The sequence below is a fragment of the Agromyces zhanjiangensis genome (assembly GCF_040496055.1).
GTDB classification, from domain to species: domain Bacteria; phylum Actinomycetota; class Actinomycetes; order Actinomycetales; family Microbacteriaceae; genus Agromyces; species Agromyces zhanjiangensis.
On sequence record NZ_JBEPKB010000002.1, the window covers coordinates 55,740 to 72,979 of the forward strand.

Below are 17,240 nucleotides of genomic sequence, written 5' to 3' on the forward strand. Positions count from 1 at the left end.
GGTGGCGGATTCCGACATGACCCAGACCGGTGCGAACGGCGGGGAGCGCGAGCCGTCGGCTGAGACGTCGGCGCATCGCGTCGGTCAGCCGAACGACACGACGATGGGGTTCAGCCGTGAGGCTGCAGCGCAGCTGAGCGCGCTCGACGCCGACGTGAGCGCGGCCGAGCAGGAGGCCATCGCGGCGTTGCCGTCGGCCTCGGCCCTGCTCATCGTCCGCCGAGGCCCGAACGTCGGCGCCCGGTTCCTCCTCGATACCGAGGTCACCTCGGTCGGACGGCATCCCGACGCCGACATCTTCCTCGACGACGTCACCGTGTCGCGCAAGCACGCCGAGTTCGTCCGGCACGGCACGGCGTTCGAGGTCCGCGACCTGAACTCGCTGAACGGCACCTACTTCGACGGCATCCGGATCGAGACGGCGCTGCTGAGCGACGGCGCCGAGGTGCAGATCGGCAAGTACCGCCTCACGTTCTACGCTTCGCGACACGACCTCGCGTCGACGGGCACCGGGTGAGCGAGGGCGCCGCGGCGCGGCGTCCGACTCACGCCCCACCACTGCTCGGCATCGGCCAGGTCCTGGCGAAGCTCCAACCGGAGTTCCCGGAACTGACCCCGTCGAAGCTGCGTTTCCTCGAGGAACAGGGACTCGTCGCCCCGGCCCGAACAGCGGCCGGGTACCGCAAGTTCTCGGCGGCCGACATCGAGCGGATCACCGTCGTGCTCTCGATGCAGCGTGATCACTACCTTCCGCTGAAGGTGATCCGGGCGCGCCTCGACGAGATCGATGCCGGTCGCACGCCCGCGCTGCCGGGTGTCGTGGACGCGGCCGCGTTCCGGGCGACCGCCGCCCGGTACTCCCGCGAGGACCTCCTCCGCGAGACCGGCGCAGGCGCGCCGCTGCTCGACGAGGCCATCAGCGCATCGCTCATCCGCCCTGCCGAGGTGTACGGACCGGCGGAGAGGGACCTGCTCACGGCGCTGGCCGCGCTGCGAGCGAGCGGCATCGAGCCGCGTCACCTGCGCGGACTCCGCGCTGCCGCCGAGCGCCAAGCCGAACTCGTCGAACGTGCGATCGCGCCCGAGCGCCGACCCGATCCGGCCGGCAGGGCTCGGAGCGCCGAACGCGCCAGGGAACTCGGCGACCGGCTCGCGACCGTGCACGCCGCGGTGATCCGCGACGTCCTCGATCGCCACGTGCACTGAGCGGGACGACACGCCGTGACGTTCGGCCCGATGTCCTCGACTCGGATGGTCGGCGTGGGTAGCGTTGACTCCGCGCCGCCGCGGCGACGACGAGAGTAGAGGGGCGACGGGATGAGCGAGCTCGATCGGAGCGAAGGAACACGCTACGACCTCGGACTGCTCTTCACCGACGGCCTCCCCGAGCACGACGACGGCACCGGCTATCGAGGCGCGGTCGCCGCCCGGGCCGCGGGAATCAGCTATCGACAGCTCGACTACTGGGCCCGCACCCAACTCGTGGAGCCCACGGTGCGCGGCGCTGCCGGCTCGGGCTCGCAGCGGCTCTACGGATTCCGAGACATCCTCGTGCTGAAGCTCGTGAAGCGGCTGCTCGACACCGGCATCTCGCTGCAGCAGATCCGGGTCGCCGTGACCCAGCTCCGCGAAGCGGGTATCGACGACCTCGCGCAGACGACGCTCATGAGCGACGGCGCGAGCGTGTACCTGTGCACTTCCGACGACGAGGTCATCGACCTGGTCAATCGCGGCCAGGGGGTCTTCGGCATCGCCGTCGGCAAGGTCCTGCGAGAGGTCGAGTCCACGCTCGTCGAGCTCGACACGCAGCAGGTCGAACAAGTCGACGAGCTGGCTGCGCGACGCGCACGCGCATCCCGCAGGATCTCCTGACTCGGCCCGAGCTCGTTCCGTCGTCTCGGATCCGTCGGTTCGATGCCGCGTGCCGGCCGCGGATGACGCCGTATGACGCCGGTGAGTCGGCTCAGCGCTGCGGCGCGTCGATCTCCATCTGCGGTGCGCCGGCCTGACCGAAGTCGCCGATCCGCGCCGCGCGCAGCACTCGCTCGAGGAGCTGGTCGAAGTGGCTCGACATCTCCTCGGCGCTCTCGCCCGGCCACATGTGGAGCGGCTTCGCCGCGCCCTGCGCCTGCTGGAGGGACGTGCGCTCCGGAAGCTGCGGGCTGAGCACGAGCGGGCCGAACATGTCGCGCAGTTCCTTGATGCGGAACTGGTGCTCGAGGGACTGCACGCGCGCGCGGTTCACGATGATGCCGAGCGGCTGCAGGCGGGGCGACAGCCCGCGACGGATCTCCTCGATCGCGCGGAGCGCGCGGTCGGCGGCCGCGACGGAGAACAGGCCCGGCTCGGTCACGACGGCGACACGGTCGCTGGCCGCCCACGCCGTGCGGGTCAGGGCGTTCAGCGACGGAGCGCAGTCGATGAGGACCAGCTCGTAGTCGGACTCGACGTTCGCGAGCGCCTCTTCGAGCTTCCAGATGTCGCGGATCGACGGATGCGGGCCGTCGTAGTTGATGGCGGACGGGCTCCCGATCATGACGTCGATGGTCGACTGCGGGTTCGACCTCGTCCAACCGCTCGGGGCGATCGCCGAACGGACGATCTTCTCCTTCGGTGATGCGAGGACGTCGGCCACGTTGAGGTGGCCGGACACTTGGATGTCCATGCCCGTCGAGACGTCGGACTGCGGGTCCAGGTCGACCACCAGGGTTCGCACGCCTCGCGCGAAGGCGGCCGACGCCAGCCCGAGGGTGACGGTGGTCTTGCCGACCCCGCCCTTCAGGGAACTGACCGAGAGAACGTGCACGAGCGAATACGTTACCGTTACTCGCACGGCGATACCTAAATGTTCGCTGTGCGGAAGACCCCCATCGGAAAGGCCTGCATGTTCTCGAAGATCCTGGTCGCCAATCGCGGTGAAATCGCCATTCGCGCGTTCCGAGCCGCCGTCGAACTCGGTGCGAAGACCGTCGCCGTGTTCCCCTACGAGGACCGCAACTCGCTCCACCGGCTGAAGGCGGACGAGGCGTACCAGATCGGCGAGCAGGGACATCCGGTCCGCGCCTACCTCGACGTCTCGGAGATCATCCGCGTCGCGCGGGAATCGGGCGCCGACGCGATCTACCCGGGCTACGGCTTCCTCTCCGAGAACCCCGAGCTCGCGCAGGCCGCCGCTGATGCCGGCATCACCTTCATCGGACCGCCGACGCGCGTACTCGAGATGGCCGGGAACAAGGTCACGGCGAAGCAGCAGGCGATCGCCGCGGGCGTGCCGGTGCTGAAGTCGACCGAGCCGTCCACCGATGTCGAGGCGCTCCTCGCGCAGGCCGACGAGATCGGCTTCCCGATCTTCGCGAAGGCCGTCGCGGGCGGCGGCGGTCGCGGCATGCGCCGCGTCGACCGCAAGGAGGACCTGCGCCGCGCGCTCGAGGAGGCGATGCGAGAGGCCGACAGCGCCTTCGGCGACCCGACCATGTTCCTCGAGCAGGCGGTCCTGCGCCCCCGGCACATCGAGGTGCAGGTGCTGGCCGACGGCGCGGGCGAGACGGTGCACCTCTTCGAGCGCGACTGCTCGGTCCAGCGACGCCACCAGAAGGTCGTCGAGATCGCGCCGGCGCCGAACCTCTCCGACGAGATCCGCAACTCGCTCTACCGCGACGCCGTCGCCTTCGCGAAGTCGATCGGCTACGCCAACGCGGGCACCGTCGAGTTCCTGCTCGACACGGCCGGCGACCGCGCAGGCGAGCACGTCTTCATCGAGATGAACCCGCGCATCCAGGTCGAGCACACCGTGACCGAGGAGGTGACGGACGTCGACCTCGTGGTCGCGCAGATGCGGATCGCGGCGGGGGAGACCCTCGAGGACCTCGGCCTGACGCAGGACCGCATCCACCTGCGCGGCGCGGCGCTGCAGTGCCGCATCACCACCGAGGACCCGACCGCGAACTTCCGGCCGGACACGGGCAAGATCACGACGTACCGCTCCCCGGGCGGTGCGGGCATCCGGCTCGACGGCGGCACGGTCAACCCGGGCGCGCAGATCAGCCCGCACTTCGACTCGATGCTGGCCAAGCTCATCTGCCGCGGACGCGACTACCAGCAGGCCGTCACGCGCACCAAGCGCGCCCTCGCCGAGTTCCGCATCCGCGGCGTGTCCACCAACATCCCGTTCCTGCAGGCGGTGATGGACGACGCGCAGTTCATGGCCGGCGACCTCAGCACGTCCTTCATCGACGAGCGCCCGCAGCTGGTCCGCGGCCGGGTCTCGAAGGACCGCGGAACGAAGATCCTGAACTGGCTGGCCGACGTCACGGTGAACCAGCCGAACGGCCAGGCGCCGACGACCGTCGCGCCCGCCGAGAAGCTGCCCGAGATCGACCTCACGGCGCCCGCGCCCGCCGGTTCGCGTCAGCGGCTGCTCGAGCTCGGACCGACCGGCTTCGCGGCCGCGCTCCGCGCCCAGACGCCGCTCGCGGTCACCGAGACGACCTTCCGCGACGCCCACCAGTCGCTCCTCGCGACCCGCGTCCGGACGAAGGACCTCGTGGCGGTCGCGCCGTACGTCGCCCGGATGACGCCGCAGCTGCTCTCCGTCGAGGCGTGGGGCGGCGCGACCTACGACGTCGCGCTCCGCTTCCTCGGCGAGGACCCGTGGGAGCGCCTCGCCGCGCTCCGCGAGGCCCTGCCGAACATCAACATCCAGATGCTCCTGCGCGGGCGGAACACGGTCGGCTACACGCCGTACCCGACCGAGGTCACGGACGCCTTCGTCCAGGAGGCGGCGGCGACCGGCGTCGACATCTTCCGCATCTTCGACGCGCTGAACGACGTCGCGCAGATGCGGCCCGCGATCGAGGCCGTCCTCGCGGCCGACACCCCGATCGCCGAGGTCGCGCTCTGCTACACGGGCGACCTGCTCGACCCGAACGAGGACCTCTACACGCTGGACTACTACCTCCGCCTCGCCGACGAGATCGTCGCGGCCGGAGCCCACGTCCTCGCGATCAAGGACATGGCGGGCCTCCTGCGGCCGGCCGCCGCCGAGAAGCTCGTCGCCGCGCTCCGCGAGCGGTTCGACCTGCCCGTCCACCTGCACACGCACGACACCGCCGGCGGCCAGCTCGCGACGCTGCTCGCGGCGAGCCGTGCCGGCGTCGACGCGGTGGACGTCGCCAGCGCGCCGATGGCCGGCACCACGAGCCAGCCCTCGGCCTCCGCGCTCGTCGCGGCGCTCGCGCACACCGAGCGCGACACCGGCATCCCGCTCGACGCCGTCTCCGACCTCGAGCCGTACTGGGAGGCCGTCCGGCGGATCTACCGCCCGTTCGAGTCCGGCCTGCCCGGCCCGACGGGCCGCGTGTACCACCACGAGATCCCCGGCGGCCAGCTCTCGAACCTCCGGCAGCAGGCGATCGCCCTCGGGCTGGCCGACGACTTCGAGCTCATCGAGGACATGTACGCCGCGGCGAACGAGATCCTGGGGCGCGTGCCGAAGGTCACGCCGTCGTCCAAGGTCGTCGGCGACCTCGCCCTGCACCTCGCTGCGGTGAAGGCCGACCCGGCGGACTTCGCCGAGAACCCCGAAAAGTACGACGTGCCCGACTCCGTCATCGGATTCATGGCGGGGGAGTTGGGCGACCTGCCGGGAGGATGGCCGGAGCCCTTCCGGACCAAGGTGCTCGCGGGTCGCGACGTGCGCGTCGGCGTCACCGAGCTCACGCACGCCCAGCGTCGCGGGCTGTCCGAGCCCGGCGTGGAGCGCCAGGCCCTGCTCAACTCGCTGCTCTTCCCGGCACCGACCCGGCAGTTCGAGCAGATCCGCGAGCTGTTCGGCGACCTGTCGGTCGTCGACACCGCCGACTACCTGTACGGCCTGCGCCCCGGGTCGGAGCACGTCGTCGAGATCGCACGCGGCGTCCGGCTCTACGCGGGCCTCGAGGCGATCGGCGAGGCCGACGAGAAGGGCATGCGGACCGTGATGACGATCCTCAACGGCCAGCTCCGTCCGGTCTTCGTTCGCGATCGCAGCATCACCGTCGAGTCCAGGGCGGCCGAGAAGGCGGATGCCTCGCAGCCGGGCCACATCGCGGCGCCGTTCTCCGGCGTGGTGACCCTCCAGGTCGAGGCGGGTGCCGAGATCGAGGCCGGCCAGGCCGTGGCGTCCATCGAGGCGATGAAGATGGAGGCCGCGATCACATCGCCGGTCGCCGGAGTCCTCGAGCGTGTCGCCATCCCGAAGACCCAGCAGGTGGAGGCGGGTGATCTGCTCGTCGTCGTGCGCCCGGGTTAGACTCGGGACTGTTCGGCACTGATGAGGAGGGGAAGTCGGTGGCAGAGCACGATGAAGATCCGGATCGCGGCGACCGCCGCCCCGTTTCCCGTACCACCGCTGGGCGAGCGCGCGCGGGCGGTGCGCACGCGGCCGACGACGTCGACGTGCGGGTGGACCTCCCGCCGGCCCCGGCGCGGGTCATGCCCGACGACGAGGTGGCCGTGGCCATCGACGACGTCGCGGTCGATCCGGGCGACCTGGGCGCAGTGACGACCGGGACGACGTCCGTCGACGTCGTGCCCGCCCTCGCCGGTGCCGGGGGGTACCGCTCCGCGGCACGGCACGACCCGTCGCCCTACGGTGCGCTGCTCGCCGCGGACGGTGCACGCCTGCGCCGCGAGCGCGTGACGACCGACACCGGCTCGCATGTCGCGATCGTGGCGGACGCGCAGTCGGCGGTCGCGCCCGTCGAGGTGCCGGAGACTGCGGAGTCGCTGACGGCGGATCGCCTGATCGACGTCAACCGCACGACGCGTCCGGCACCCCAGGGCGGCATGAACCGGTTCCTCTACGAGGCCACCTTCCACCTCGTGAACCTCGGTGACTCGGCGAAGGTCCGGGCCCATCGGGAGATGAGCGAGCGCATCCGCCGGCGTTTCGAGGGCGGTGCGCGCTTCGTCCCGGTCCTCACCCGCAAGGGGGGCGTCGGCAAGACGACCGTGACCACGCTGCTCGGCATGGCCCTCGCGGACGCGCGCGACGACCGGATCATCGCGATCGATGCGAACCCGGATCGCGGTACCCTCGCCGAACGCGTGGACCGGCAGACGAGGGAGACCGTGCGCGACGTCGTCGCGAAGGCGTCGTCCATCGGCGGCTACACCGACTTCTCGAGGTTCGTCTCGCGTGACGAGACGCGACTCGACATCCTCGCATCCGACACCGACCCCTCGCTGTCCGAGGCGTTCGACGACAACGACTACAACGTCGTCGCCGGGCTCGCGGCACGGTACTACTCGCTCGTGCTCACCGACTGCGGCACGGGCATCGTCCACTCCGTGATGCGGGCGACGCTGCAGCGGGCGGACTCGATCGTGGTGGTCTCCGGCGGCAGCGTCGACGAGGCGCGACTCGCGAGCGAGACGCTCACCTGGCTCGAGGCGAACGGGTACGGCGAGCTCGTCCGCAACGCCGTCGTCGCGATCAACCTGGCCACGCAGGGCACGCACCTCGTCAAGGTCGACGAGATCGAAGCCCACTTCCAGTCTCGCGTGCGCGAGATCGTGCGGATCCCGTACGACCCGCAGCTCGCAGCGGGGTCGGTGGTGAACTGGAGCGACCTGCGTCCGGTGACCCAGCACTCGGCCCGCGAACTCGCCGCCCTCGTGGTGGAAGGCCTGCCCGTCGAGCGCGGGCACTGAACACGGAGCACCATTGCCGGAACGTCCTATTCGCCTGTTCGGCGACCCCGTCCTGAAGACCGTCTCGAGCCCCGTCGACCTCGTCGACGACCGCGTCCGATCACTCGTCGAAGACCTCGTCGACAGCGTCCGGCTTCCCGGTCGCGCCGGCGTCGCCGCACCGCAGATCGGCGTGAACCTCCGCGTGTTCAGCTACAACGTCGAGGGCGAGGTGGGGTACATCATCAACCCGGTCCTCGTCGAGGTCACGGGCGATCCCGAGCTCGTCGACGAGGGCTGCCTCTCGGTCCCGGGGCTCTGGCACAAGACGCCGAGGCATCCGTACGCCCGCGTGCGCGGTATCGACCTCGACGGCAACGAGATCGAGCTCGCCGGCGAGGGCCTGATGGCGCAGGCGCTGCAGCACGAGACCGATCACCTCGACGGGGTGCTCTACCTCGACCGCCTCGAGAAGGACGAACGTCGGGCGGCCATGCGCGCCGTGCGCGAGTCCGACTGGTTCTGAGTCGCCCGGCCGGCCGCGGGCGGGGGCGCGTCGACGACGAATGCCCCGCGGCTCGCGCCGCGGGGCATTCGTCGTCGAACGGTCGGGTCAGCTGACGATCGAGTGGCCCTCGGTCGCCGGTGCGCCCGAGTAGAGGCCGTCGATCTCGTCGGAGAAGTCGTCGAGGATGACGTTGCGCTTGATGCTCATCTTCGGCGTGAGGTGACCGCTGTCCTCCGTGAACTCGATCGGGAGGATGACGAACTTGCGGATCGACTCCGCGCGCGAGACGTTCTCGTTCGCGGCGTCGATCGCGCGCTGCACCTCGGCGAGCACCGCAGGGCTCTTCGCAGCGTCGTCGACGCTCATGCCGGCATCCTCGCCGTGGTTGTTCAGCCAGACCGGCAGCATCTCGGGGTCGAGCGTCACGAGGGCCGAGATGAACGGCTTCTGGTCGCCGACGACGACCACCTGACCGACCAGCGGGTTCGCGCGGATGGGATCCTCGAGCGCGGCAGGGGCGACGTTCTTGCCGCCGGCCGTGACGATGATCTCCTTCTTCCGCCCGGTGATGGTGAGGAAGCCCTCGGCGTCGAACTCGCCGACGTCGCCGGTCTTGAACCACTCGCCGTCGAAGGTCTCCGCGGTGGCCTCGGGGTTCTTCCAGTACTCCTTGAAGACGTTGACGCCCTTGACCTGGATCTCGCCGTCGTCGGCGAGGCGCACCGACACGCCCGGCAGCGCCGGTCCCACCGTCCCGATCTTGGACCGGTGGGCGAGGTTGACGGTCGCCGGCGCGGTGGTCTCCGTGAGGCCGTACCCTTCGAGGATCGTGATGCCGAGCGCGTGGTAGAAGTGCCCGAGCCGGGGGCCGAGCGGGGCGGAGCCCGAGACCGCGTACTTGACGTTGCCGCCCATCGCCGCGCGGAGCTTCGAGAAGACGAGGCGATCGAACAGCGCGAACTTCAGCCGGAGCCCGAGCGGGATCTTCCCACCGGCCTCCTGTGCGGTCGAGTACGCGACCGCCGTCTCGGCCGCGGCGTGGAAGATCTTGCCCTTGCCACCGGCCTCGGCCTTCTGCTCCGACACGTTGTAGACCTTCTCGAACACGCGCGGCACCGCGAGCAGGAAGGTCGGCTTGAAGCTGCCGAGCGAGGGGAGAAGCTGCTTGGTGTCCGGCTGGTGACCCACGCGGACGCCGGCGTGGACGCAGAGCACCGAGATGAACCGGGCGAAGATGTGCGCCGTGGTGATGAAGAGCAGCGTCGAGGCGCCGTTCGGGTCGAGCACGACCTCGTCGAGCGCGACCGCCGAGTTGCGGCAGAGCTCGACGAAGTTCGAGTGGGTGAGCACGCAGCCCTTGGGCTTGCCCGTCGATCCCGACGTGTAGATGAGCGTGGCGATGTCGGAGCCGACGGCGAGGTTGCGGCGTCGCTCGATCTCGTCGTCGGGAACCTCGGTGCCCGACGCGGCGAGCTTGTCGAGGTCGCCGAGGTCGATCTGCCAGACGTTGCGGATCGCCGGGAGGTCGGGGTGCACCTCGTCGAATCGTGCGAAGTGATCCGCCGTCTCGAGGATGACCGCGATCGCCCCCGAGTCGCCGAGGTTCCAGCGCACCTGGGCGGGCGAGCTCGTCTCGTACACGGGGACGAGGATGGCGCCGGCGAACCACGCCGCGAAATCGATCAGCGTCCACTCGTAGCGGGTCTTGCTCATCAGCCCGATCTTGTCGCCGGGCTGGATGCCCGCGGCGACGAGGCCCTTCGCGAGGCGCACGACCTGTTCGTGGAACTCACGCGTCGTGACCGGGCTCCAGCCGCCGTCACCGGTCGGCAGGGAGAAGAGCACCGAGTCGGGCGTCGCCTTGACCCGGTCGACCAGCAGGTCGGTGGTGTTCGCGTCGGGGTCGGCGGGGACCAGGGGCGCGGTGGTGAACTCGATCACGGTAGCTCCTTCGGCACCGGAAGGGCCGGGCGGGTTCGGGGCCGCACGACCACTGCTGTGGGGTTGACTACACTCTAGTCGGTGCAGCGGGGAGCAGACCGGCTGTTCACACCCACTCACCCAGGCGAAAGGCGTTCGACGTGCACGCGATCGGCATCGACATCGGCGGCACCAAGATCGCGGGCGCCGTGGTCGACGAGCTCGGCGGCATCGTCCGCTCGGCTCGGGTCCCGACGCCGGTCGACACCGTGGCCCTCGAGGACGCGGTGGTCGCGATGATCGGCGAGCTCGCCGCCGGCGAGCGCATCGAAGCGGTCGGCGTCGCCGCGGCCGGCTTCATCGACGCCGCGCAGTCGACCGTGTACTACGCGCCGAACATCGACTGGCGCAACGAGCCGTTCCGCGAGAAGCTCGAGGCGCGCGTCGGCGGCAGCGTCGTCGTCGAGAACGACGCGAACGCCGCCGGCTGGGCGGAGTTCCGCTTCGGCGCCGGGCGCATGGTCAGCGACATGGTCATGCTGACGATCGGCACGGGCGTCGGCGGCGCGATCGTCGCCGGCGACCGGCTCTTCCGCGGCGGGTTCGGCGCCGGCGCCGAGCTCGGCCACCTGCGTCTCGTGCCGAACGGCGTCGCCTGCGGGTGCGGCCAGCACGGATGCCTCGAGCAGTACGGCTCCGGGCGGGCGCTCATGCGCATGGCGAACGAGATCGCCGACGCCGGCGGGATCGGGCAGAGCCTCGCTCGGGCACGTGAGGAGCACGGCGCGCTCGACGGCACGATCGTCGGCGGGCTGATCGCCGCCGAGGACCCGGGTGCGGTCGCCGCGCTGCGGCAGCTCGGACGCTGGCTCGGCGAGGCGTCGGCCAGCCTGTCGGCGGTCCTCGACCCGCAGCGCTTCGTGTTCGGCGGCGGGGTCGCGGTCGCAGGGGAGCTGCTGCTCGCGCCGATCCGCGAGTCGTTCCTCGAGCACCTCCCGGCGCGGGGCTACCACCCCGAGCCCGACTTCGTGATCGCCGAACTCGTCAACGACGCCGGCGTCGTCGGCGCCGCCGACCTCGCGCGCGTCTGGGTCGAGGAGCACGCCTGACGCCTCCGGCGATAGGCTTGCCGGGCAGCGGGACGAGACGGAGGACCTGGGTGTTCTACTGGATCATGAAGCACATCGTGGTGGGACCGCTGCTCCTCTCGGTCTTCCGGCCGTGGGTCGTCGGGCTCGAACGGGTGCCGAAGGATGGCCCCGTCATCCTCGCGTCGAACCACCTCTCCTTCATCGACTCGATCTTCCTGCCACTGGTCGTCGATCGACCGGTGGTGTTCCTCGCCAAGAGCGAGTACTTCACGGGCAAGGGCCTCAAGGGCTGGGCGACGCGCATGTTCTTCCAGGCGGCGGGGCAGCTGCCGATCGACCGTTCCGGCGGGAAGGCCTCCGAGGCGTCGCTCAACACGGGCCTGCGCGTGCTCGGCGAGGGACGCATCCTCGGCATCTACCCCGAGGGCACGCGCAGCCCCGACGGCAAGCTCTACCGCGGGCGCACGGGCGTCGCCCGCATGGTGCTCGAGGCCGGCGTCCCCGTCGTCCCCGTGGCGATGATCGGCACGGCGGAGATCATGCCGATCGGCACGCGGCTGCCCAAGGTGCGGCGCGTCGGGATCGTGTTCGGCGAGCCGCTCGACTTCTCGCGATTCCACGGCATGGAGGGGGATCGCTTCGTGCTCCGCTCGGTCACCGACGAGCTCGTCTACGACCTGCGGTCGCTCAGCGACCAGGAGTACGTCGACGTGTACGCGAGCACGCTCCGCGAGCAGCGGGCCGCCCAGACCCCGTCGCGGTAACGAGACTCCGCGCCGGGGTAGGCTGGGAGCACGGCGTCGCGACGTGCGGCGCCGGTCCCGTTTCCCGCGCCGTGTGCGCCCGAACCCTCAGGAAGTCCCAGTGGTACAGCTCGTCGAGCCGGTCGTGAATGCAGATCCCTCCGTGATTGCCGGCCTCGACTATTGGCGCACGCTGCCGATCAAGCAGCAGCCGAGCTGGCCCGACACCGAGGCCGCGCACGCGGCATCCGCCGAACTCGCCACGCTGCCGCCGCTGGTCTTCGCGGGCGAGGTCGACATGCTCCGCGACCGCCTCGCGGCCGCGTCGCGCGGCGAGGCGTTCCTGCTGCAGGGCGGCGACTGCGCCGAGACCTTCGCGGGCGCCACCGCCGACCAGATCCGCAATCGGGTGAAGACCGTGCTGCAGATGGCCGTCGTGCTCACCTACGGCGCGTCGATGCCCGTCGTGAAGATGGGGCGGATGGCGGGCCAGTTCGCCAAGCCGCGCTCGAGCGACACCGAGACCCGCGGCGGCGTCACGCTGCCCGCGTACCGCGGCGACATCGTCAACGGATACGACTTCACGCCCGAGTCGCGCGCGGCCGACCCGTCGCGCCTGCTGCAGGGCTACCACATGGCGGCCTCGACGCTGAACCTGATCCGCGCGTTCACGCAGGGAGGCTTCGCCGACCTGCGTCAGGTGCACGCGTGGAACCAGGGCTTCGCTGCGAACCCGGCGAACGCGAGGTACGAGAAACTCGCCCGCGAGATCGACCGCGCGGTGAAGTTCATGGACGCCTGCGGGGCCGACTTCGACGAGCTCAGGCGAACGGAGTTCTACACGGGCCACGAGGGCCTGCTCATGGACTACGAGCGCCCGATGACCCGCATCGACTCGCGCACCGGCACCCCCTACAACACGTCGGCGCACTTCATCTGGATCGGCGAGCGCACGCGCGAGCTCGACGGCGCGCACGTCGACTTCCTGTCCCGCGTGCGGAACCCGATCGGCGTGAAGCTCGGCCCGACCACGACGCCCGAGGTCATGCTCGAGCTCGTCGAGAGGCTCGACCCCAACCGGGAGCCGGGTCGACTCACCTTCATCACGCGCATGGGCGCCGGGAAGATCCGCGACGCCCTGCCGCCGCTGCTGGAGGCGATCACGGCCTCCGACGCGAACCCGCTGTGGGTGACCGACCCGATGCACGGCAACGGCATCACGACGCCCACGGGCTACAAGACGCGTCGCTTCGACGACGTCGTCGACGAGGTCAAGGGCTTCTTCGAGGCGCACCGGGCCGCCGGGACCCACCCGGGCGGCATCCACGTCGAGCTGACCGGCGACGACGTGACCGAGTGCCTCGGCGGGTCGGAGCACATCGACGAGGACACGCTCGCCACGCGCTACGAGTCGCTCTGCGACCCGCGACTGAACCACATGCAGTCCCTGGAGCTCGCGTTCCTGGTCGCGGAGGAGCTCGCGACGCGCTGATCGCGCATCGACGCCGACGGGCGGTCGTGGCATGACGGATGCCACGACCGCCCGTTCCGCGTCGGATGGCCCGCGGCCTCGCGACTCGGGCGCCCTCCGATCAGAGCGTGAGGGATCCGACGATGCGCACGCTGCTGCCGCGCGGCGCGAGTTCGCCCGCCGCGGGCGTCTGCTCCTTGACGGTCGCGAGCGGCAGGAAGAGGTCGGGGAGTTCGTAGGCCACGGAGAACCCGGCGGCCTCGAGCTCGGCGATGGCGTCGGACATGGTCGTGCCGACGACGTCCGGCACCTCGACGGGCGAGGGACCCTTCGACACGGTCAGCCGCACGGTGTCGCCGGGGTTCATGGGGTCGTCGAGCCACTCGGCGGTGATGACGGAGTCGACCGGCACGGCGTCGTCGTAGGCGGCGTCGGCGAACTCGATCTTCAGGCCCGCGCCGTCGAGTCGCGACTGCGCCTCGCCGACCGCGAGGCCCTCGACCGGCGGCACCGGCCCGACCGACACGACGAGGGTCAGCTCGCCGAGCTCGGCGTACTCCGAGCCGACCGCTGCGCCGTCGGCGTCGAGGACCGCGAGGACGAGTCCCTCCGCGACGTCCGCCGAGAACTGCGGCCTGCTGTCGTCCGCGACGGAGAAATCGGTCAGCTGGGCGCGCGCATCGTCCTCGGGCTGGCCCACGACGTCGGGAACCGCGAGGATCTGCGGACCGGTCGAGACGAACATGGTCACCGTCGACCCGCGGCGCGCGAGGTCGCCGGCCGGCGGGTCGGTGCCGATGACCTGGCCCGCCGGTACGACGGGGTCATTGCGGTCCACGGGGTCGACGCCGAAGCCGGCGTCCTCGAGGGCCTGCGTCGCGTTCTGGGGGAGCATCTCCGCGGTGTCCGGGATGGATGCGAGGGCCCCCGGGCCCGCGCCGAAGTACCACCCGGTGCCGACGGAGAGCCCGGTCAGCAGCAGTACGAGCGCGAGGAGCCAGTAGCCCCGGTTCCGACGGCGGTTCGCGGACCGCTCGAGCGCGGCGGCATCGTCGTCGTCCTCGTCGACCGCCGTCGCGACGGCGACGCCGCCTGGCGAGATCACCCGGGTCTCCGCGGTGGGCACGTCGGTGCCGCCGCCGATGACGAGCGTGTCGTGCATCGCCGTGTGCTGGCGTGCCGGGCGCAGGGCCGGCTCGATCTCGCGCAGGCGGTCGAGCATGATCCGGGCGTCGGCTGGGCGCTGGTCGGGATCGCGCGACGTCGCCCAGAGCACGAGCGCGTCGAGCTCGGGCGGGACCGACGGCGTCCTGGTGCTCGGCGCGGGGACCGACTCGTTGGCGTGCTGGTACGCGATCTGCATCGGCGCCTCGCCGACGTATGGCTGCTCGCCCGTCAGCATCTCGTAGGCCATGATGCCCAGCGCGTAGATGTCGCTGCGCGCGTCGGCGACGCCGCGTGTGACGAGTTCGGGGGAGAGGTAGGCGATCGTGCCGAGCAGGGCCTGGCCGGTCGCGGTGTTCGCACTCGCGGCGCGGGCCAGGCCGAAGTCGCCGAGCTTGATGCGACCGTCGTCGGCGAGCAGCACGTTCTCGGGCTTGAGGTCGCGATGGACGATCCCGGCCTTGTGCGCGGCCGCCAGGCCCGAGAGCACGGCGTCGAGGATGTCGACGGTCTGCTCCGGCGTGAGCCGCTTGTAGTCCTTGAGCAGGTCGCGGAGCGTGATGCCCGGGAGGTACTCCATGACGAGGTACGCCATGTCGGCGTCCTGGCCCTGGTCGAACACGTTGACCACGTTCGGGTGCGCCAGGCGCGCGGCCGAACGCGCCTCCTGCACGAAGCGGGTCTTGAACGTGTTGTCGTCCGCGAGGTGGCCGTGCATGACCTTGATCGCCACCCGCCGTTCGAGGCGGAGGTCGGTGGCGAGGTAGACGGTGGCCATGCCGCCGCGCGCGATGCGCGAGCGCACCTGATACCGGCCGTCGACGAGACGGCCGATCATCGGGTCGGCGGGCGGCGCGGTGGTCACCGTACGAGTGTACGAAGTGACATATGCCGTTCGGTGAACAAACGCCGGGACGGTCGCGATCGAAACGGCATCGTGACGATCGGACGCATCCCTCCGTTCAGCCGAGTTCGTCGAGCCAGCGGCGCGCCGACGCCTCCCACTTGGCGTAGTGCTCGGGGTGGGCGCTGCGCTGCACCGCCTGCGCGGCATCCGTCACCGACAGGTCGGCCCAGCCGGCGATGTCGAGCAGCCCGGGCGTCCGGCCCTCGTTCGGCGTCGACGGCCCGCCGTAGAAGGCCGTCGCGGCGCGCACGGGATCGAGCACCTGCTCCGGGGTGCCCCAGCCCTGGCTCGGACGCTGCTGGAAGAGCCCGAGCGAGTCGCGGTCACCGTGCCGGACGTTGCGCAGGCCCGACTCCTGCGCAGCGGCCGCGAGCGCGATCACGATGCCCCGGTCGGGGATCCCGAGTGACCGCCCCACGTCGACGATGACCCGCGCATTCGCCCGCATCTCGTCGTCGAGTCGGACGTCGAGCGCGGCGACGGTCGACGCCTCGACGACCGCGCCCCGGACGACGATGCGCTGGTCGGGGACGATGATGCTCGACGCGGTCAGCCCATTCAGCTCGAGCAGTCGATCGAGCCCGACCCCGTAGCGTTCGCCGATCCCGATGAGGGTGTCGCCCTCGGCGACGACGTGCGCCTGCTCCGGGGTCGGCGCCGGATCGGGTGCCGACGTCGAGTCGGCGGATGCCGCGGTGCGGACGCCGCCGGGGATCGTGATGGCCTGCCCGGGGAAGATGAGGCTCGCGCGACCGAGCCCGTTCGCGCTGAGCACCACCTCGACATCGAGGCCGTACTCGGCGGCGATGGCGATCATGGTGTCGCCCGGTGCGACGATGTGCCGGGCGATGCCCGTGTCCTGGGTCGCGGCGGCATTCGGCGTTCCTCCGGGCAGCGCGAGGCGTTGGCCGGGGAAGATCAGGCTGGACCAGCTGAGCCCGTTCTCGGCGAGCACCTCGGCGGTGGAGAGCCCGAAGCGCTCGGCGATCGCGCTCACGGTGTCGCCCTGCGCGACGACCACCTCCTGCGGGATCGCAGCGGAGGCCGGAGCCGCCTGGCGGGGCGTCGGCGTCCCGCGAGCCTCCTTCGCCTTCGGCTGCCGTTTCACGGACTGCGGCGCGGCCTCGGCGGGCTGGACGATCCCCAGGATCACGGCGACGGCGCCGACGACCGCGACGGGAACGGTGAGGAGCCGCCGCACGCCGACCCGGCGGTACGCGGGTGCCCGGTCGCCGGCCCCGGTCACGTCCCCCGTGGGCGAATCGCCCGGATGCTGCCTCATGTTCCCCCTCCGCCTGCGAGCGGATGTCGTCACGGTCTCACGACGGCGGGGGCGAGTCAAACTCATCGGCGCGCGTCGCGCCGCAGGGCCGGGGCGGTTCCGACGGACGCGCCTTCGTGGCAGGCTGGTGCTGTGACCGACGTCGAGCAGACCGAGTGGCTGACCATCCCCGAGCTGGTCGAGCGGATGGGGCAGAGCCCGGGCAGGATCCGCCGACTCATCGACGACCGGCACCTGCTCGGGGCGCGCGTCGACGGCGTCCTGAAGGTGCCCGCGTCCTTCCTCCGCGACGGCGCTCCGCTGCCGGAGCTCCACGGGACGGCGATCGTCCTCGCCGACGCGGGATTCTCCGACGACGAGGCGCTCGAGTGGTTCCTCGCCGACGAGGACAGTCTCGGCACGACGCCGATCGCGGCGCTCAGGGCCGGCCGCAAGGCCGAGGTCCGACGCGTCGCCCAGGCGCTGGCCTGAACGACCGCCGCG

The 17,240-nt window shown here is 71.1% G+C and carries 14 protein-coding genes; 10 read left to right on the forward strand and 4 right to left on the reverse strand.

Annotated features, from left to right (window positions below):
* Positions 1-16: 16 nt before the first annotated feature.
* The 3 genes from ABME02_RS03470 (at position 17) to ABME02_RS03480 (ending at position 1,872) form a co-directional block, all read left to right on the forward strand.
* Positions 17-517, forward strand: coding sequence for an FHA domain-containing protein (locus ABME02_RS03470; RefSeq protein WP_436408235.1), 501 nt, complete (start codon positions 17-19; stop codon positions 515-517).
* Complete coding sequence (gene ftsR / locus ABME02_RS03475; RefSeq protein ID WP_353813896.1) at positions 514-1,206, forward strand: transcriptional regulator FtsR; 693 nt, start codon at positions 514-516, stop codon at positions 1,204-1,206. The genes ABME02_RS03470 and ftsR overlap by 4 nt, the downstream gene beginning before the upstream one ends.
* A gap of 111 nt (positions 1,207-1,317) precedes the next feature.
* Positions 1,318-1,872 (forward strand): MerR family transcriptional regulator, encoded by a 555-nt coding sequence (locus tag ABME02_RS03480; RefSeq protein ID WP_353813897.1) that lies wholly within the window; start codon positions 1,318-1,320, stop codon positions 1,870-1,872.
* 91 nt (positions 1,873-1,963) lie between these two features.
* On the opposite strand, the gene ABME02_RS03485 is transcribed toward ABME02_RS03480, so the two are convergent.
* Positions 1,964-2,806 (reverse strand): ParA family protein, encoded by an 843-nt coding sequence (locus ABME02_RS03485; protein WP_353813898.1) that lies wholly within the window; start codon positions 2,804-2,806, stop codon positions 1,964-1,966.
* A gap of 78 nt (positions 2,807-2,884) precedes the next feature.
* Here ABME02_RS03485 and ABME02_RS03490 point away from each other — a divergent pair, with 78 nt between their 5' ends.
* From ABME02_RS03490 to def, 3 genes are read left to right on the forward strand one after another with little or no spacing between them, the layout of a single operon-like run.
* Positions 2,885-6,289 (forward strand): pyruvate carboxylase, encoded by a 3,405-nt coding sequence (locus ABME02_RS03490; RefSeq protein ID WP_353813899.1) that lies wholly within the window; start codon positions 2,885-2,887, stop codon positions 6,287-6,289.
* A 38-nt stretch (positions 6,290-6,327) separates the two neighbouring features.
* Positions 6,328-7,692, forward strand: a complete 1,365-nt coding sequence (locus tag ABME02_RS03495) for a MinD/ParA family ATP-binding protein (protein WP_353813900.1) — start codon at positions 6,328-6,330, stop codon at positions 7,690-7,692.
* A 13-nt stretch (positions 7,693-7,705) separates the two neighbouring features.
* Complete coding sequence (gene def / locus ABME02_RS03500) at positions 7,706-8,197, forward strand: peptide deformylase (protein WP_353813901.1); 492 nt, start codon at positions 7,706-7,708, stop codon at positions 8,195-8,197.
* An 87-nt stretch (positions 8,198-8,284) separates the two neighbouring features.
* Here def and ABME02_RS03505 read toward each other — a convergent pair whose 3' ends face one another.
* Positions 8,285-10,120 carry an AMP-dependent synthetase/ligase gene (locus ABME02_RS03505; protein WP_353813902.1) on the reverse strand — a complete coding sequence of 612 codons (1,836 nt, stop codon included), beginning with the start codon at positions 10,118-10,120 and terminating at the stop codon, positions 8,285-8,287.
* A gap of 140 nt (positions 10,121-10,260) precedes the next feature.
* On the opposite strand from ABME02_RS03505, the gene ABME02_RS03510 reads away from it, so the two are divergent.
* From ABME02_RS03510 to ABME02_RS03520, 3 genes are all read left to right on the forward strand, one after another.
* On the forward strand, positions 10,261-11,208 hold the full coding sequence (locus ABME02_RS03510; protein ID WP_353813903.1) for an ROK family glucokinase: 948 nt from the start codon (positions 10,261-10,263) through the stop codon (positions 11,206-11,208).
* 50 nt (positions 11,209-11,258) lie between these two features.
* Positions 11,259-11,954, forward strand: coding sequence for a lysophospholipid acyltransferase family protein (locus ABME02_RS03515; protein WP_353813904.1), 696 nt, complete (start codon positions 11,259-11,261; stop codon positions 11,952-11,954).
* 142 nt (positions 11,955-12,096) lie between these two features.
* Positions 12,097-13,425: a class II 3-deoxy-7-phosphoheptulonate synthase gene (locus ABME02_RS03520; RefSeq protein ID WP_353814392.1), complete on the forward strand. Its 1,329-nt coding sequence runs from the start codon at positions 12,097-12,099 to the stop codon at positions 13,423-13,425.
* Positions 13,426-13,525: 100 nt separating this feature from the next.
* Here ABME02_RS03520 and pknB read toward each other — a convergent pair whose 3' ends face one another.
* Both pknB and ABME02_RS03530 read right to left on the reverse strand, forming a co-directional pair.
* Positions 13,526-15,406, reverse strand: a complete 1,881-nt coding sequence (gene pknB, locus ABME02_RS03525; protein ID WP_353814393.1) for a Stk1 family PASTA domain-containing Ser/Thr kinase — start codon at positions 15,404-15,406, stop codon at positions 13,526-13,528.
* A gap of 124 nt (positions 15,407-15,530) precedes the next feature.
* Positions 15,531-16,757, reverse strand: a complete 1,227-nt coding sequence (locus tag ABME02_RS03530) for a LysM peptidoglycan-binding domain-containing protein (protein ID WP_353813905.1) — start codon at positions 16,755-16,757, stop codon at positions 15,531-15,533.
* 132 nt (positions 16,758-16,889) lie between these two features.
* Here ABME02_RS03530 and ABME02_RS03535 point away from each other — a divergent pair, with 132 nt between their 5' ends.
* On the forward strand, positions 16,890-17,228 hold the full coding sequence (locus ABME02_RS03535; protein WP_353813906.1) for an Rv2175c family DNA-binding protein: 339 nt from the start codon (positions 16,890-16,892) through the stop codon (positions 17,226-17,228).
* Positions 17,229-17,240: the final 12 nt, after the last annotated feature.

What these genes read in the sequence shown, in the direction of transcription:
- ABME02_RS03470 (WP_436408235.1), top strand. Translation starts at nt 17, where the DNA reads ATGACCCAGACCGGTGCGAACGGCGGGGAGCGCGAGCCGTCGGCTGAG.
- ABME02_RS03480 (WP_353813897.1), top strand. Translation starts at nt 1,318, where the DNA reads ATGAGCGAGCTCGATCGGAGCGAAGGAACACGCTACGACCTCGGACTG.
- ABME02_RS03490 (WP_353813899.1), top strand. Translation starts at nt 2,885, where the DNA reads ATGTTCTCGAAGATCCTGGTCGCCAATCGCGGTGAAATCGCCATTCGC.
- pknB (WP_353814393.1), bottom strand. Translation starts at nt 15,406, where the DNA reads ATGATCGGCCGTCTCGTCGACGGCCGGTATCAGGTGCGCTCGCGCATC.
- ABME02_RS03530 (WP_353813905.1), bottom strand. Translation starts at nt 16,757, where the DNA reads ATGAGGCAGCATCCGGGCGATTCGCCCACGGGGGACGTGACCGGGGCC.